Here is a 20213-nt window from a genome sequence, read left to right as displayed (position 1 = left end):
TGGACTGTTATAACAAAAGATAACAACTCATGTGTTTGATCACCTCCCTTATCGATTTACAATAAATTTTTAGTTTTATCTTGTTTTCCCAGAGGAATTACATCCTCTAGGTGCGTTACTCGTACAATGCAGCAATCATGTCTGGATTAACGAAGTCTTTTAATCCCCACCACATATACTCTAGCTTGTTTCCATTCATGACTTGGCTAATGCCGAACTGTTGGCATATCTCATAATACTGCTCTTTTCCGAGTTCACCATCACGTTCAAGCAGTTGCTTTCCCATCCAAATCATCCCGCTACGTTGAATCGTTTTCACTCGTAGATTGTCCAAACCAAAGTATTCTTCTAATGCATGTAATCTCCCATAAATCAGATGAGGACTGACTTGTTCCATATGAACATTTCTTGTCTTGGCTGGCCTGATTACATAGCCTGTTTCAATTAATTCACTTGTTTCTTTGAGATGATCTCGTCTCATCTCCCCATTCCCTTTGAGATAATCCTTTTGCTTGATTGCGCCATTTATTAATTTCAGACACTGCTCGGATATTTGAATTTCTCTTGTTTCTTCTTTATCGTTAATCAATATCAATGTTCGTTTCTCATCATTGACTTGTTCGCGTTTTAGATTGCGTAGTTCACTTACCTCTCTTCCACCCGCACCTTCAAATAACAGAGAGAGAATCACAGAATCCTGATCGTTATTACATTGGTCAATGATTGCATCGATTTCTTGCTTCGTAATAAATTGTTGATGGGTGTTTCCTACCATGTTCTTAAACCATTCTTTTGAAACGGACTCCAATGGATTGGTGTCCTCTCTAAGCCCCTCTGCCCTTGCCCAATTCAAGTAAGCAGATATCGTTCTCCCAGCCGTATTGAGAGAGTCTCCTGTAGAAGCATGGAAGCTGTGCAAGGCAGTTTCAATCTCATCCAGTGTAAAGTGGAGCAAATCCTTGTCCTTTTCCACTTCGAACTTCATTGTCAGGTTGAACACTCTTGAATAAGCTTTTTGGGTATTTTCTTTATATCCTTGAAGAAAGGCTGTTTTTGTTTCGGGGTTAAACATGGTTACACACCTTTCTTGATGAAACAGAAATACTATAAATTTATAGTTCGACTTCCTTGAATCGATATTACTATAAATTTGCATTTTAAATCAAGAGTTATTTACATTTTTATGAAAAAAAGACCCCTAACGAGCGTAGATTACTCGTTTGGGGTGTAATTCTTTTTCGTAGGATTAGTCCCTATTCCCTTTGTATGTATACTTTTCTGGATTTCTTACATAGTCGCCAGTCAATACACAATTATTTGTTTCAAATGACACTGTCACTTTTCCAGTTGCGTTAATACCTAGTTGACAATAACCACTTGGCCAGTCTAATACTCCACCAAGATGATATTGATATTCTTCTTGATCTAAAGGCTCCCCCCAGCTTTTTGTTAACTTTAAATATCTGTCATTGTTAATCTTAATAAATTCATTTCCGTTAGGGTGGTATACCGAAACTTCTAATAGACTAGATGTCACACCTTCAAAGCTGATAGTAGAAATTCCAGATACATAGTAATCCTCATTTTTTTGTGTTCCTTCTAATGAAAGCCCCCACACTTCAATTTCTATTGACTCAGGTAATTTTCTATAGCAGTGGAAGAATAATGTCGATTCTGTAAAATCCACTTGATCAAATAATTTACCTGTAACATCAAGTACTTTCCTAATTTTACTCACCCATTTCTTAATCAAAATGTAATTTATATAATGTAATCTGTTTTAAAGTGTCTGGATCAATTGCTTTACCACTCGTTGTAAAACTAGTTAGTAAATCATCCGCAGGCTTTCCTTTATACATTAGACCAAAACCAGCATTCCTAAGTTCTTGCTCTGTTGCATTGAAGACATTTTTAAAATACTTATTACCATAGTTACCCACAATAGTAAATGTTCCACCTTCTTTTAAAACTCTAAACGCGTCAGATGTTAACGGATCAAATCCAAAAGGGCTAACAGACACAATTGCATCAAAAGAAGAGTTCTGAAAGGGTAATTTATTTGCATCTGCAATAACATTTACTCCTTTGCCTGCTTTTATGTCCACATTAATTGCTCCAACAATTGGGTTATCACCTGATGCTAAATTCAATAGTTTAAACGTTGACGTGGAAGGTACTCTTGAATATTTCATTATACTCGATAACGTTGAAGCTCCACCTTTATCAGGAGCAAAAATACTTCGAGACATGCCGTACAAAGCCTGAGCTTTTTGCTTATCTGTGCTATCAGGGTTAGTAAGAACCCACATAGCTTCATACGGAGTTAAATCTCTTGAGTCTTTCCAATTTCCGTTGCTAGGTGCCACACCTAGACCTTGTTCAGGTGCATGCCCACTTGGATCCACAAACCTCAATGGATTATTATGCGTGTACGTATAACGATTCAACGACAACGGATTATCCACTTGCCCTTTATACGTATCCTCCGATATAAACCGCCCTATCTTCGGATCATAATACCGGGCCCGCAAATAATAGAATCCGCTCTCTTTGTCAAACATCTCCCCCGCATACATAAACGGGTTGGAAATCGTCTCTTTGACCTTATCCGCAATCAGATTGCCCCAAATGTCATAATCATACGTATTCAGGACGTTGCCGTTCGGGGCTTTGATTTTAACAACATCGCCGTGGCTGTTGTAATAGTAGGTACCTTCAAGATTCGACGCATAGTCTTTTCGCCAAATCAACTGGTTACCAAACACATTCCGCGCCTTGACCCTGCCATCCTGCGTCAGCTCTTCAATGACTTGCCCATCCAAATAGACGTAGTGAGTCGTATCCGTCACGCTACCAGTCTGTTGCTTGGTCGCACGCAGCCCACCTGGATAATACGTGTATGTCGTCGTCCCCTTCTCGTCCTTGTACTCCTGTAAACGATTAAACAAATCGTGCTTCATTTCATAGGAGCGCAGGATATCTACCGGGGCATTTGCATACACTTGGCGGTTGCCGCGCTTGTCATAAGCGTATTGCTTAACGTTACCCTCGACCGATTCTTCCTTGATCCGGGAAAGCTTGTCGTACACAAACAATCCATAATTCGTACCGGAGCGCTTTTGACTGGTGATATTCCCAAACAGATCGTAGCCATTTGACTCATTCCAGCCGTCTGCGTGATTCAAGGCTGTTTTTTCACCAAATGAGCTAACCGATTGCTGCATCGCTTTCGGTTGACCCGGATACGATACTTCATTGGTTTCTCCTGAGTTACTGATATCGTACGTGTACGTGGTTGTTCCGACTCCCGGGATCGCCACCGAATTTAAGCGGTTCGCGTTGTCATAGGTGTATCCGACACTTAGAGATGGGGCTGAACCAGATACCGCCCCCCTTGCTGGGTATACGAGTGTATCTATCGTATCGTCGTTGTCGGAATATAGAAGCTGGTAATCCTTACCCATCATCGTTTGGCGATTCTTCCGATGGAACCCATCGTAGCCATAGCTAATAGAGTTTCCTGTGTGATTATTTTCGCTCAAAAGCAGACCAGACTGTGGATCGTACACCCGGTCTTCATAGAAAGAAGCGCCAGAAGAAACTTTCTTCAACTCATGGAAAGGCGTGTAGTCGTAGTTAAATGTGACGCCGTTTTTGTCCTTGTAACTCTTCACAAGACCGCTTTTTTCGTAGGTGTACGTCTCCGCTTTTGTCTCTGGATTCTTCTCCGAGAGCTTCCACGACAAACTATTGTAGGTATACTCTGCCGTAGTCGTGCCATTCTCCAATACACTGGTGAGATTGCCTAGCCCATCGTACCCGTATACATTTACGTTATTTTCCGGGTCCTGCAAATAAACCAGGTTGTCGTTATGGTCGAAGCGCATACTCCACGCTTGGGAAGTTTTGCCGTCTGAGATTTCTTTATTGGTTACTTTCCCGAATCGATCCGTCTGGTAGTTCGTCACGCGATGGTGACTGCCGCTTTGCGTCGTCTCCTCCGTGCTCTCCACTTTTCCATACAAATCACGGTACGTGGTCGCGATATACCCATTCGGAGAGAGCGTTTGTTCCGTCAGACGGGGTAAGTATCTTGTTCCATCCGAGTAGGCATTGTTTCGATGGCTCTTAGTAGTTCCTAAGGAATTCGTCGTTTGGTACACAAAACCGTCCCAGTCATACAGGTACGAGGTGCTTTGCTCCTGCTTCCCGTAAGGAACCGTGCGACTAATCTCCATTCCATCTGGCGTAAACTCGTTTTCTACCAATGGACGCTTCGCACCTGACGTGCCCACTTGCTCTTGGTAGGCGGTATCTCCATATGGGGTGTAGTAAGTGATCAGCTTCGATTGATCCGGGGCAATTTTCTCCACGATGCCCGGTCCCTCTGAACTCGATCCAGAAGCTTCGCCATCCCGATACACATACGTAATGGTTCGTTTTGCGCCTTGATTGTGAAAAGTCTCCGATAACGGTCGGCCTAACTCATCGTAATCATATGTAGCTTTGCTTCCGTTTGGATAGATCTGGCTTTTGATTTGGCCTTTGTCATCGATGTCGTAGGAAAAATTCAATACATCCGATTTACTGCTTTCCAACTCAACACCTGCGAGTGCGATTTGTGTTGGCTGAACGCCATATTGATCATAGGCGGTAAAGGTCTGCGTCCTTGTCTTTGCTCCGCCAAAGTTTTCCGTAATTGAATAGAGCTGATTATTGGTGTACTCATATGTCCGTTCGATCGATTGGCTCTTGTGATTATTGATCAAATTGGCAGGGAACGAGTTGATCTCCGTTTCCTTCCGAAGCAAATATTGATTGTTGTACTCGAATGTCGTATTCGAATAATACGGATCGCCCGAGGCGGAGGTTGATTGCGTTCTGGCTGCCTTTAATACGGAGAAGGTCCGGAATCCCCATGGATTTACCCCTTCTGCATCATATGTCCATGTACTTACAATCCCGTCCGGTGCAATCTGCTTGGTTAGCTGTCCGTAATCGTTATATTCCAAATACGTCTCTTGAGCGTAATTGTTGATCTTCGCCGCATACCGTGAGCGATTGGAAAGGTTCGGGTCTTTCAAGTAGGAATTGTAAACATCTAGATCGCTCACCGCCGATGTCGGTTCCAGGAAAACGTATTGATACGTCGGCTTTGTGTTCCGGCCGGAATAGGCATAGGTTGTGTACGTAGTTGGATTGTACTCCACCCGATACTTCGCGCCAGATACATTCGTTCCGCCTTTGCTCACGCCTGTTGTCTTAACGCTTCGCAGCAACGTATTTCCGTCTTGATTGACCTTGTAAATAGAATTCTTCGTGTAACGGGAAGCCTCAGATTCTGTGACCTGGATGGTATCCCCATGACGTTCCGCAAAATTCTTTAATCTGGGCAGTTGTTCCTTTGGTACCTTCCATATCTCGCGGAGGTTGTCATTATTGGCATAGCTCTTTTCCAGCTTATACGTATTGGTTCCTTTCGGCGTTTTCTGCGTATAGCTGTACGATACTTTATTGACTGGATGATAGGCTACATAGCTCAGTGCATACTTGTCTTGAAAAATCCGTACGAGACCGTCATTGAACGTCGTTTGACCTAGTTGGTAGGGACGATATTCGTAGTTGATTTTTAATCCTTGCAACGGATAGGAAACCTCTTGCATGAGCAAGTAATCGATTTCCTTACGCTTCTTTGTATCCGATTCCCAATACTTTGCTGAATCTTGAAGGCTTTGATCAGTTGGGAGCTTATCCAGCGTATATTCTTTGTTTAAGTTGAAATAAGCAATACCCTTGGTAGTAGGATTATGATAGGAATAATTTGCTACTGTATAAGAACCGCTTCCACTCCCTGCTGTCGGCAAGACTTCTACTCGGACGAGCTGAAAGTAACCGTTCAATGCTAGCTTTCGTTCAAAGTGGTAGCGAATGTGCTTGAGCACGGTGGTCTCTGTCTTGTCTTTGTAGACAATCAAGTCTTGCGTGGTGTCGTTTTGCTTTCGTTTCAGCACGACATAACGGCCGACACTGTCTTCAATGCTGACTGGCTCTCCATCGCTGTTCAGGTTGTACTTGATCGTGTCCCCATAAATATTGGATTTGACGACCGTTCCCAGCTTTACATCAAATTCATACTTCAGATTACGGTAATGCAGCGTGTACTTTCGATTCACGTCGTCCGTGATGAACATGATGTCTTTATATGGATAATTCACAAACTTGTTAAAACGATATTCTAAAGATGTCCCGTCCTCTAGGCTAATGTAATAACGATTCGCCGTTGGACTCTTGTCTACTTTGGTGGAGTAAATTTGCTGGCCTGGATTATATGGGTCGTCCCTTACCGTGGCTGCCTGCTCACGCGTGACGATATCCAGTCTTGGCATATTAAAATCCCAACCGGTTGCAAATTTTTCATTGTCCCTTAGGGCTTCATTCTTGTCTAGATCATCATCCCAGCTTGGTGCACTGATTTTACTGCTCATGGAGTGGTATCTGCGTTTTATATCCAGATCCAGTCCATGCTTTCCTGGTAAGTAGAGATCTTGCTCGACCAAGTTGGCAGAGCGATATACATCATCTACGGCTTGCTCTGTTTTTGAACGAGCAAAGCGAAACTCCTGATCTTTTTCCGAGTAGAGAACTTCTGGAGGAGTTGTATTCACTGCTTGAATGTCGAGCGTTTCTTCCAGACTCTTGAGTTCATTTACTTTCGATGCTACAAGGGGTGTAAGGCGATTTAAGAGGGCCTTATTTTCCTGACTGAAATGATCGAATTGAGAAATGAGCTGGTCACTGGAAAAAGCATTTACTTCTGAGTGTTCTTCTGTTGAAAGTAGCTGCAATAGATCTGGATAGAAATAGGCAGCGTATTTTAGTAAGGTTCGGTCGAATGTTTGGTGGATTTCGATTGCTGTGTTTGCATCCAGCTGAGTCCATGTTAGTGAAGCGATGTCCTCGGCGTTATATGATGCGGGATTTTTTGCTTCTGTTTTTTCTGGTAAAGGGTTGAGATTTTGCTCTGAGATGGATTGCTGGATTTCATTTATTGTTTCGGTTGGAATTGGTGGTTCTATACTTTGTGTATTATCCGAATTCGGCAGTGACAGATCATTCGCGAGGATACTTGCTGGTGATATCATGGTCGTTATTAGAGAACTGCATACCAAAAAGATCAAGATTGACTTTATCGACAGGTGTTTCATAATGCCTCCAAGAGAGAATATTATTCCCCCCTTTAGGAGAAGGGGGGAGTCTTTGGAACCATGAGGTGATTATGGAATTGTTGTGATTTTTATGGGTTTATTACTACTAGTAGTTGTACCATTCCCTATTTGTCCATAATAATTGGATCCCCAAGCATAAATTGAACCATCTTTACTCATTGCTAAACTATGACCCGAAGAGGGTCCACTTGCGATTTCCTTAATATCTTTTAGATCTGGAATTTGCACTGGAGTAGTCCGCTGAGTATTTGTACCATCTCCTAGCTGTCCAGAATCATTATTTCCCCAAGCGAATACTTTCCCATCTACGTCTAGAGCTAGGCTGTGCTGCCGCCCAGCAGCTACAGATACAATATTTGCGAGATTGTATACTTTATTTGGAGATAACCCCGGACCAGTATGATTAAGTCCTAATTGTCCACTATGGTTATCTCCCCAAACCCAAACTGTTCCATCTTTTTTTAGTGCAAGACTATGCCCAGATCCTGCAGCTATAGCCTTAACATCTGTTAAACCATCTACTTTAATTGGTCTATTACTTTTATATTGACCCGTTTCCCCCCAGATCCACACTGTTCCATCTTTCTTTAATGCTAATCCAAAATAACTCCCAGCTGCAATTTCTGTTACATCCGTAAGGCCAATTACTTGCACTGGTGTAACACTATTGTCTTTGGTGTCATTCCCCAATTGCCCCTTTGGGTTCCATCCCCAACTCCAAACTGTTCCATCGGTACGTAACGCTAAACCATGATCTCCTCCTGCAGAAATTCTTGTTACATTAGTTAATCCTTTTACCTGAACAGGAACATTTTTTTGTTCAGTTGTGCCATCACCTAATTGCCCATTATAGTTATACCCCCAGGCCCAGACTGTACCATCTCCCTTAAGAATCAAAGAGAATCGATCACCTGCTGCACTACTTACCGCATTTGCTGCAGCAAGAGCCGACTCTTCAGATAAGAAAAGTACTGTGAAAATAATTAAGATAACATTACATATCCTTTTTGATGTTTTTATTAGTTTTTTCCCCATTTAGTTTCACTCCATATTAATTTACTTGTGTTTTTACAGGAATTAAACTGTTTAGTACACTATTAATCCCTAGTTGTCCTTTTTCATTGTAGCCCCATGCCCATACACTTCCGTCTTCCTTCACCATCAGCGTGTGTGCTCCACCTGCGGACAAGCGATTGACTTTCACTTCGATATCCTTGACTTCGACTGGGATCATAGTCGATTTGTTATAGTAGCTCACTGTAATGCTCGTTGTCCCTACCGATACCGCTGTGATCACACCTGCTGCATCTACCAATGCTACCGCTGGGTTACTGCTCTCATACGTCGACTGCTTCGTGACATCTTGCGTGCTGTTATTTGCATAGGTCGCCGTGATTTGCAATGGCTTGCTCTGAGACGTCGGCAGCAACACCGTACGTGGACTCGCTACCAGTTGCTGCGCCGAAATGACCAGCATACTTTCTATTGGCGTTGTCCGATTTTGTACCGTTCCATCTCCTAGTTGCCCCTTCTCATTTTGACCCCATGCCCATACACTTCCGTCTTCTTTCACCATCAACGTATGTGCTCCACCTGCGGACAAGCGTTTGGCTGTCACTTCAGTTTCCTTGACTTCCACAGGGACCGTGATTGTTTTGTTATAGTAGCTGACTGTGATGTTCGCTGCCCCTACCGATACCGCTGTGATCACACCTGCTTCATCTACCAATGCTATCGCTGGGTTACTGCTCTCATACGTCGACTGCTTCGTGACATCTTGCGTGCTGTTATTTGCATAGGTCGCCGTGATTTGCAATGGCTTGCTCTGAGACGTCGGCAGCAACACCGTACGTGGACTCGCTACCAGTTGCTGCGCCGAAATGACCAGCATACTTTCTATTGGCGTCGTCCGATTTTGTACCGTTCCATCTCCTAACTGCCCCTTCTCATTTTGACCCCACGCCCATACACTTCCGTCTTCTTTCACCATCAACGTATGTGCTCCACCTGCGGACAAGCGATTGACTTTGACCTCTGTCTCTTTGACTTCTACAGGGACCGTAATCGTTTGGTTATAGTAGCTGACTCTGATGTTCGCTGCCCCTACCGATACCGCTGTGATCACACCTGCTGCATCTACCGATGCAACCGCTGGGTTACTGCTCTCATACGTCGACTGCGTCGTGACATCTTGGGTGCTGTTATTTGGATAGGTCGCCGTGATTTGTAATGGCTTGCTTTGGGACGTCGGCAGCAACACCGTACCTGGACTCGCTATCAGTTGCTGAGCAGAGATGACCAGCATACTTTCTATTGGCGTCGTCCGATTCTGTACTGTTCCATCTCCTAGCTGCCCTTTCTCATTTTGACCCCACGCCCATACACTTCCGTCTTCTTTCACCATCAACGTATGTGCTCCACCTGCGGATAAGCGATTGGCTTTGACTTCTGTCTCCCTGACTTCCACAGGAACTGTGATTGTTTTGTTATAGTAGCTGACTGTGATGTTCGCTGTCCCTACCGATACCGCTGTGATCACTCCTGCTGCATCTACCGTTGCTACCGCTGGGTTACTGCTCTCATACATCGACTGCGTCGTGACATCTTGCGTGCTGTTGTTTGGATAGGTTGCCATGATTTGCAATGGCTTGCTTTGGGACGTCGGCAGCAACACCGTACTTGGACTCGCTACCAGTTGCTGCGCTGAAATGACCAGCATACTTTCTATTGGCGTCGTCCTATTTTGTACCGTTCCATCTCCTAGCTGACCCTTCTCATTTTGACCCCATGCCCATACACTTCCGTCTTCTTTCACCATCAATGTATGTGCTCCGCCGGCAGACAAGCGATTGGCTTTCACATCTGTCTCCCTGACTTCTACAGGAACTGTGATCGTTTGGTTATAGTAGCTGACTGTGATGTTCGCTGTCCCTACCGATACCGCTGTGATCACACCTGCTGCATCTACCGATGCTACCGCTGGGTTACTGCTCTCATACGTCGACTGCGTCGTGACATCTTGAGTACTGTTATTTGCATAGGTCGCAGTGATTTGCAACGGCTTGCTTTGAGAGATTGGCAACAGCACTGTGCTTGGACTCGCTACCAGTTGCTGCGCCGAAATGACCAGCATACTTTCTATTGGCGTCGTCCTATTTTGTACCGTTCCATCTCCTAGCTGACCCTTCTCATTTTGACCCCATGCCCATACACTTCCGTCTTCCTTCACCATCAATGTATGTGCTCCGCCGGCAGACAAGCGATTCGCTTTCACATCTGTCTCCCTGACTTCTACAGGAACTGTAATCGTTTGGTTATAGTAGCTGACTGTGATGTTCGCTGTCCCTACCGATACCGCTGTGATCACACCTGCTGCATCTACCGATGCTACCGCTGGGTTACTGCTCTCATACGTCGACTGCGTCGTGACATCTTGGGTACTGTTATTTGCATAGGTCGCCGTGATTTGCAACGGCTTGCTTTGAGAGATTGGCAACAGCACTGTGCTTGGACTCGCTGCCAGTTGCTGCGCCGAGATGACCAGCATACTTTCTACTGGCGTCGTCCGATCCTGTACCGTTCCATCTCCTAGCTGCCCTTTCTCATTCTGACCCCATGCCCATACACTTCCGTCTTCTTTCACCATCAATGTATGTGCTCCACCTGCGGACAAGCGTTTTATCTTATCTTCTTTCAATACTTGGGCTACTTTTACATTCGCGCTTACCTTGGTTCCCAAATAGTCAATGGTTATTGAGGTGGTTCCTTCCTTTATTCCTGAAAGGAGACCACTTGCAGAAACAGATGCTATAGATGGATCCGCCATTGTAAACAATGATTTATCCGCTACATCTACTTCAGTACCATCCGCAAGCTTCAATAGCACATTTAATTGTTGTGTTGTCCCCTCTTGAAGAATGATGTCTTCCGGGATGACCTTGATGTTCTGAACCGGAATTTCTGCTGTAACAACAACAGGCACAGCCACATTTGCTCCCCCAAAGGTAACAGTGATGTTCGTACTACCTGCCTTAACAGCCGTAACCACTCCATTCGCATCAACAGTTACCACTGTGGCATCTCCTGGCAAGTAGACTGCTTGCCCCGAAACATCCATGTTCTTGCCATCCTTATAGGTCGCTGTAACTTGTAGCTGCTGAGTCTTCCCAACCAACATGTTCAGACTGACAGGTGTAACAGACAAGCTCTGCACAGGCTCTTGCGTCTCTGTAACCTGAATAGGAACGGTAACGACTTTCCCACCAAAAGATATGGTTACAGTAGATGACCCGACCGCCACCCCAGTGACGGACCCACTTACTCCAACACTGGCAATAGCAGGTTGCGAACTCTGATAAGTCGCCTGATTCGTTACAATCGTTTGGCTGTTATCACTGTAGATCGCCTTCACTTCCAACTGCTGGCTGGCTCCTTTGCCAATGCTCACTGTCGCTGGCGTAACAGCCAAAGACACGAGAGAGATGGCATTTCCTGAAACCGTAACAGGAATGATCGTACTTTGCCCACCGTAGCTTACCGTGATTTGCGTAGCTCCTGGCGAAAGTGCTGTTATCAGTCCACCACTATCCACTGATGCAACATTGGCATTACTACTTGAATACACAGCTTGCTTTGAAATATTTTCTTCGGCCCCGTTCGAGTAAGTCGCCATGACACTAAGCTGTTGAGTACCACCTGCAACCAACGACACTTGCACGGGGGTCCCTTTTATTTCTTGGATGGTAGCCCCTTGAACAGTTATCTGGCTGGATGCGTTTTTACCATCATAAGAAACGGTAATCGTCGCTGTTCCTGCTTTGATACCCGTTACGACACCTTGGCTGCTCACTTGCGCAACAGATGAATTCGAGGTGTCAAAGCTGGCAACGCTGCTGATATCTTTGCTGTTACCGTCTGAGTAATAAGCGGATGCGTACAAGCGTTGGATTTGGCCTTCTGTTATCGTTGATTGTCCTGGTGTAAGACTGATCGATGTCAAATGAACGGATGGTGCATCAACGGTAATGGCAAAAGTCTTCGACTGCCCACCGAAATACAACCTGGCCTTCGTCGTCCCGCCGTTCACTGCATACACAATCCCCTTGTTGATATAAGCAACCGAAGGATCCTCCACGACATATACAGCCTGCGCGCTTACATCTACCTGACTCCCGTTGTCCAACGTTGCCATGACCTTGATTGATTTGGAGTTACCGGGTGATACATCCACCTTCTCCAGATCAAGACTCAAGGCTTTGGCTTTCTGTGGTGTAGATGCGTTTTGCTTTACGCTTTTTGTGATATTTCCGTTCTCGTCATGATAAAAAATGACGCTTTCGACTCCGTTTTCTTTGATCGCCTTGATTCGATTGTTTTGATCGTATACATACTCGTAAACCGTTCCCCCAGCCGCTGGAGCAAAAACTGTAAATAATACATTGACTGGATTACTTTCTGTATTGGTCAGCTTAATCGTATAGGCACCTGCCGCCAAATCATAAATGACCTCCGCTGCACTTGGCTTCTCCCTTGGCGACACTTGAACCCCATTGGAATAGACCGTTACAGCAGGATACTTCTGACTTGGATTTTTCAATTGCGTAACCATGCGATACTTTCCAGGAATGATAACATTCATGGCGATTTCTACCGTTTGTCCACCTGGAATCGTGATATCGTTTGGCTGATTAAAAACAAAGGCTTCGCCTCCTGGCTTTGCCAGAAGCGTAGCGTAAAACGCACTTTTTCCTACAATCTTCACATAATACGTTTTTCCGGCAGCAAATACTGGATTCACTCTCCCATTACTTCCTGAAGATATCTCCTCATGATCCAGCAAGCTCGCCCCTTTATAAACAGATATATTCGCATCTGCCGCTAATCCCGAGTCGTTATTTAACGTGAACTGATAAACTCCGCTCGTCTTCGCTGTGATTTTAAAGTATTTTGCCTGATTGACAGGAAAATGCATCCGTACCGGATTATACTCTACCAACAGATTAAAATTGCTTTCTGCCGGTTTCGTTTGGACTGTGTAGGGGCTACTGCTATAGCTGCTAGTACCGGATGAATTGTACGCCCAAAGTATGATTGTATAAACGCGATCCGGTTGTAGGCCCGTGATGGTATAAGTGGATACGTTGCCTACCCGCTTGATCCCGCCGCCATCTACTTGAATGCCGTAGTCTGTTGCTCCTGCGACAGGACTCCAAAATACTTTAAGAGAATTCGTCTCTGCCTCTACTTTAATAATGTTAGGGGCATCTGGTTTCTTCTCGATGGTCAAGCTTCCGGGATAAACCGCTACAAAACCGCCGCGATTGGATACTTCGATGTTCGGATAGGTGCCTTCTCCAAGATCCCTGCCCCTCCAACTAAGGCTCCAATGACCTGAGCTACCAGTAGTAGTAAATTCCTGCGGATTTTTAAGACGATTCATCCTTCCAGATATGACATCGCCTGCTTGAAGATGGGTATAGACCCCTTCCAGAGTAAAGGTCTCATCAATGTCCATGACCCTCTTTGCCCCAGGGGTATAAATGACGATCTTCGGGAGAGCATCTTCCAATCGGGATGTGTAATTCGCTGGTGTAGTCCATGCCCCGCGATTATCCTGAGCTTGAACTGTCCAATACACGGTTTGATACAACATTTCTTTTGTGATGGGGAAAAAATATCTGCCGGACGCATTCCCATTTTGGCTCGATTCGGAAATCGCCTCTTCTTTCTCACCCAGCTCGTTTCCGCCTTGAGTCAGTCCCACTCTTAATTTTGTTGATACGATTTTGTCTGAAACATCATTATCTCTAAGCGAATAATTGATTAATCCTGTACGGCCACTATCCATGATGACAAGCTCAGTATTTACGACGACAGGCGCTTGATTCGTGGCTAATAGATAAAACTCCAATTTAGCGGTACTGCCTTCAAGGATTTTCGGGGCATCGCTCTTCATTACCGCTTTTAGGCGCACATCAATGAGTGCGTTTTTTTGTATATAGCTTGTATCAAATACATAAGAACGGGCTGTACCTGTTAATTTCTCCCGTTTTGTAGAAGTGACATGCCCGCCCTCGCTGATATAAATGATTAATTCTTGCGAGGCTATATAACTTGGATACCCTTTACCGTTGTAGTAGTCCCAATCCAACGTAATCGACTGCCCTTTTGGTATTTCTGCTCGATCTTTCGGATATTTCCAATTCGCAGAAATGGTTATCGGGTCCTTTTCAGCTTGCGCTCTCATATCCAAGCTAATATCGACTTTTTCGACGAGAGATTTACTGGATTTCTGATCGACTGCCCAAACACGAAGTGAGTAGAGATGATCTGGTTTCAAATTTCGGATGGGCAAGTTATACGAAAATTCATTTGCGCTCTCAGACGCCGTAAAACGAGTCAGTTCATGAGGATCTTCTTCATCTAACTGATACCAAATATGAACTTGGTCTCCGATATTCGGATCCATCGCAATGCCTGATATGGTGATGACATCCTCTGAATGAACAGTAGTGACAGCCTTCCCTACCACTGGTGAGATCAAATAGACTTGGGGAGCAGAATTATCGTTCACCTCGGTCGTTATGTAGGTGATTTCAGGTGTCCATTTGAGAAGATCCCCAACATTGTTTTCTTTCTGGTTGACCTGAAAAATCAGGGCGTCTCCTTCTTCAATGGAAAGCTCCTCCTGAAGTTCCACACCAATCTCATCGTTAAAGTCAATCGATTGCCAGCCTGAGGAAGGCCAAATTTGAGCATCGTTTTTCAGTAGTCGAACGTTGACTCCGTCTCCCTCTTCCACTTGAATTTTGGAAATCCAACCGCTTACGTGAATTCGACCTGAACGCGGTGCCTTCCATTTCAAGATTGGATCTGAGCTCCCGACTTTTATCCACGTATTTCCGATTGCCGTCTCGTTTTGATTACTCTTCCATTCCTCGGCAGCTTTGTCCCATTCCAAGTCAGTGAAGCGATCTCCGCTTACTTCCTGATAAGACCAATTGTTCTGTCCTTGCTGATTAGAAAATTGCAGCCAAAAAGCATACGTGTCATGTATGGGTTCAACAATCGTGATTGTCTTCTCCATACTCGTTTGCTTCCCATCTTTTTCTGTGACCAGCACCTGTAATTGGTGTTCCCCTACTTGCATCTGGTCAACTTCCAGCAGATAGGAGAAGCCTGGTTTTAGATGTGGTGCGTCTGGGTATTTGCGCTTTATATCTGGTCGTGCAAGCCCATATTTCGCCTCGCCCAGCTTATCTCCATCCATCAAAACCTCGATTTTCTCCACTTCACCAGAAGAAACGAACCATCCTGTTATGTTGTAATTCCTACTGATCAGTTCGTTATCTTGCGGGGTGTCAATGGCGCCCCCTGTTACCAAGACGTCGCCTTTTACAGTGACAGGGTATTGCTTCACGATGCCAGCATAAGACACGGTAAGAACTGCACTTCCTGATGAGAGGCCTGTTAGTAGTCCTGTTGCATCTATTTTGGCAATAGCTGGATTATCGATCGTGTAGGTCGCTTCTCCTGTTACATCCTTGGTACTCTTATCTCGATAAGATGCAACGACCGTGAATGCTACGCTCTTGTCTTTTTCTAAAGTAACTTCCGAATAATTCGCTGTGATTCCCGTAACGGGACCAATTATGATGTTACTTTCCAGCACGAGACTCTCCGCACCCGTTTTATCCGTTACTTTTATGGTCAGTTTGTGATTCCCTTCCGCAAACAAGGACGTATCCAGTAGATATTGAAAACCAGCATTTGCATTCTGGTAGAGTGGATACATGGCGAAAATGTCTGGACGAGGTCCGCCATATACGGCAGTTCCCTGTAATTGTCCATCCACCAAAACCTCGATTTTGGAGACACCGCTCGGGTCCAGAATCCATCCTTGTATGGTTGTGATTCCACCAATAACTGTGCCCTCTTTTGGGATATCCATTTGCCCTTTGGCAACCAGCGAGCCTGATTCTGATTCTGTGACAACAACTGGAATCACCAATGACTGATTTCCGTAATTCACATAAATCTTTGTCATTCCAACCTTCAGACCTGTAACGATTCCCAGTGGACTGACATAAACGACATTCGGATCTTCTACTGTATAAACAGCTTCCCCTGTAATGTCCTTTGGATTTTGCCCTTCAAAATTGGCCGTAATCTGCAATCTCTGCATAGCGTCTTTTGCTACGCTAATAGTTGATTCTGTAGTTTGCAGACTAATGGCTGGAGCAACTTTTCCAATCACGAAATTTCTTTCTGGTAGTGGATGTTGCTTTCCTTCGCTATCCGTTGCGATCACAGAAACGGTATGATTACCCGGTTGCAGCTCGTTCAGATCAACGGTATAGCTGAATCCTGCTTGCGTATTTGTATATTCCGGATGAAGCAGGGCAATATCCGGTCGAGCAAGGCCCGATTTTGCTTTCCCATGTTCTACCCCGTCAATGACAACCCGATAGTCTGAGATAGCAGAAGGATGTAAAAACCAGCCTGAAATCGTATAGGTGCCATTAACAGTAGAACCATTTACAGGCGTTTCTATCTCTCCCAAAGTTTTAAGTGCTTCCGCTTCCGTAACCTTAATAGGAATGCTGATACTTTGATCCCCATATTTTATAGTGAGACTCGTACTTCCTTGGGCTAGAGCCGTGACCAAGCCATCTATGCTCACCTTTGCTACGGAAGAATTCTCTATGTTGTATAGGGCCAGCTTGGTTACATCATGACTGCTCTGATCCTCCAGTACCGCCATGACAGTCATTTGATGCGTTTTTCCTTGAGGAACGATTACCTCTGTAACGTTTGCCTTTAATCCGATTGCTGGTAGCAAGGTAACGACTTGAATCGTTCTGTTCCCCAGCATTACCTGATTTCCACCCTTGCCTGTTCCTCTAACAGAAAGAGTATGTGTGCCTTCCCGCAATTTTCCTGTATCGAGATTATAGTGGAATCCTACGTTTCCATCCGGTTTAGAAGCATCCATAATTTCTATTTCCGGACGAGAAATGCCATAGGTTGCTTCACCACTTACGGATCCATCGACCAGTACTTCAATCTTTTCAACACCAGTAGAGTCAATAAACCAGCCTGTGACAGGGTAAACTCCACTGATTAATGCATGGTCTGCGGGACTGTCAATGCCTCCCCGAGCCAGCCCCCCTGCTGCTTTGACCCAAACAGGTATCGTAAGCGTTTGTTCCTGGTATTTCACGATGATATTGGTTTGACCGATTTCAATCCCCGTAACGATCCCTTTATCTGAAATACTAATGATCGTAGGATTCTCAACCGTGTATTGAGCTTCTCTTGTCACATCTTTCGTTTGTTGATTCAGTAAAACAGCAGAAATGGCTAATTGCTGTGTATTCCCTTGTATCAAATCTACCTTGCTTATATTTGCCACAATACTTGTGGCCGGTTCAGCACGCCCAATGAAAACAGCTCGCTCTGTCAGAACTTGCTCAGCGCCGTCTTTATTTACAGCCGTAACCTTAATCGAATGCTGCCCTTCCATTAGCTGCGTTGTGTCTAAACGGTACTCAAATCCGGCTTTAGCATTCTGATATTGTGGATACGAGGATTCAATATCAGGGCGGGTATGCCCATAAGAAGCTTCCCCTACTACTGTTCCATCCACATGAACCTCTATCTTGGAGACACCTGATGGATCTAGGTACCAGCCTTTGATGAGTGTGACGCCTGTCATCATGGAATTACTGGTTGGCGCTTCTAACTCCCAACGCGGTATCAGTGGCTCATCCTTTTTGATCGTAACGGGGATCGTGATTGATTGACCATCATATCGAATGGTCACAATCGTCGCGCCAGCCCCCATTGCTTTTACAAGCCCAGTAGCGTCTACTGTTACGACACTTTCATCTGATGAAGCGTACTCTGCAAGACTTGTAACGTCTTTCAGGGTGTTATCTTCTAAAACTGTAGATACCACCAACTGATGCGATCCTTCATTCGTTAGTTCCAGCTTGGTCACATCAGCATGCAGACCATTCAACGGCTCCACGTCACCAATGTAAAACGTCGTTCCATCCATTACGGTTTGTTGTCCATTCGTATCTTGAACTTCCACCGTAATGCTATGTGTGCCTGCCATTACATTTCGAGTATCCAGTTGATAGTGAAATCCAGCATTGCTATTCTGATAAGCTGGATATTTCGCTTCAATATCTGGTCTCGGGTCGCCATAAGATGCCTCTCCCACATTCGTACCATCAATCAGGATACTGATTTTCGATACTCCGTCTGGATTGAGATGCCATCCTTTAATGGTATACGTACCACTGATTAACTCGCCTTTTTGGGGAGTGTCGAGCCCACCTATTGGGCTCAAAGGAGCTCTTTTTGACACCACTATCGGGATCTCAATCGTTTTGTCACCCAACTCAGCGATTAGTTGCGTATCTCCCATTCCACTTCCTGTGACGAAACCTGAAGGTGTAACCGTAGCAATTTTTTCATCCTTGCTCGTATACGTAACTTCCTTGCTGACATCTCTGGTGTTGCCATTTGTCATGTTCGCCGTAATTTTCAGTTGATAATTCTCACCTTCGGAAAGCCGCAATTCGTTCGGCGTCGATTCCAGTGAGGTAATCTCAGCGGAGTCTTCATTCCCTAGTCCCAGCGCTTTCTCCAGGTTTACAAGCCCTTTTCCGTAAAAACGTGATTCCCCTAAAGTTGTTGCGCTATCGACTAAACGATCACGCACTTCGCGATTGGTGGCTCCACCCATTTTTGACCAAATAACAGCTGCTGCACCGGTTACGTGAGGAGCTGCTAAAGATGTGCCTGAACGTTGCTCATAGTCTCCATGGAGGGACGTACTTAGAATATCAACGCCAGGAGCCATCAGGTCTAACCCACTGCCAACACTTGAAAAGTCAGCCCGTTGATTGTCCTGATTAATCGCACCAACGGACAATGTCTCAGCATATTTCGCAGGATATAACTGGGTATCCTCACCCATTCCTCGATTCCCTGCTGCTGCAATAACCAGTATCCCTTGTTGATTCGCTCTTTTTATCTGGTCGTGTAGCGCTTGACTGTCAATTCTACCACCAGCACTAATGGAAACGATGTCCATGTCATTCTGTATCGCCCATTCAATCCCTTGAATCATGCTGGAATATGTGCCGTGACCTTTTTCATCAAGGACTCTAATGGCATAGATTTCAGCTTCTGGTGCAACACCAACAATCCCAACATCGTTATCTTTACCAGCGATAACACCAGCCACCGCAGTTCCATGCCCGTGCTCGTCATCAAAATCTGATTTTCCTTCTACATAGGAAATGCCTCCTTTTACTTGGAGGTCTTCATGATTGGATATACCTGTATCAATAATTCCAATTTTGATGTTTTGGCCTTTGTAATGTTTTTCGTGAGCTTGATTCGCCCCGATGTGCTCAATCCCCCACGGAATTTCCTGCTTTTCTGTTCTGTTTGTTTCTGCTAACTCTATTTCACTATCTTCCTCAATATAGGCTACATTCTCGTCCTGAGACATTACCTCCATTTCATTCTCTGTTAATTGAGCAACCATCACTTCCGTGCTAAGTTGCTGGATCGACGATCTTTGAATAGCCCTTACTTTTGTTTTCTTGTTTTCTTTAAAACCAATTAAATACGTTTTACTACTAGCGCTTGCGATAGCGTGCTCCGGGACAAGTTGCAAAAACAGTAAAGCAAGCAGTAGGAATAAATTGAAACTACTGATTAAGCGGATGAATCTAGGGTTCATTCCTGTAACTCCTTGTCATATTTGTCTTGAGCTTTGGTATCATTTCTTTTTTACTCTTTATCTCCTCCCCAAAAATAAGTACAGAAAAAATGTAAATTTTACCTAAACAGCATTTAGAATTATAGTGAAATCCTGATATTGGTTCAATAGGAACGTACCAATATGTTTTGACTAACAAATTACTAGTCAGCCAATATTACTGATTAGCAGAAGTGATTTTC

The 20213-nt window shown here is 44.6% G+C and carries 5 protein-coding genes; all 5 read right to left on the bottom strand.

Going from position 1 to position 20213, the window contains the following annotated elements; all coding sequences use genetic code 11:
• Positions 1-115: 115 nt before the first annotated feature.
• On the bottom strand, positions 116-1072 hold the full coding sequence (locus tag ACUUHJ_RS09775) for a phage lytic cycle repressor MrpR family protein (RefSeq protein ID WP_472298803.1): 957 nt from the start codon (positions 1070-1072) through the stop codon (positions 116-118).
• A 174-nt stretch (positions 1073-1246) separates the two neighbouring features.
• A complete protein-coding gene (locus ACUUHJ_RS09770) occupies positions 1247-1738 on the bottom strand; it encodes a hypothetical protein (protein ID WP_472298802.1) in 492 nt (163 codons plus the stop codon).
• A 7-nt stretch (positions 1739-1745) separates the two neighbouring features.
• A complete protein-coding gene (locus ACUUHJ_RS09765; RefSeq protein ID WP_472298801.1) occupies positions 1746-7205 on the bottom strand; it encodes an RHS repeat-associated core domain-containing protein in 5460 nt (1819 codons plus the stop codon).
• A gap of 69 nt (positions 7206-7274) precedes the next feature.
• Positions 7275-8261 (bottom strand): RCC1 domain-containing protein, encoded by a 987-nt coding sequence (locus ACUUHJ_RS09760; RefSeq protein WP_472298800.1) that lies wholly within the window; start codon positions 8259-8261, stop codon positions 7275-7277.
• A gap of 16 nt (positions 8262-8277) precedes the next feature.
• Positions 8278-19992: an Ig-like domain-containing protein gene (locus ACUUHJ_RS09755; RefSeq protein WP_472298799.1), complete on the bottom strand. Its 11715-nt coding sequence runs from the start codon at positions 19990-19992 to the stop codon at positions 8278-8280.
• Positions 19993-20213 lie beyond the last annotated feature (221 nt).

It is taken from the genome of Brevibacillus schisleri (assembly GCF_055685845.1).
This window is presented reverse-complemented; position numbering and strand designations above follow the sequence as displayed.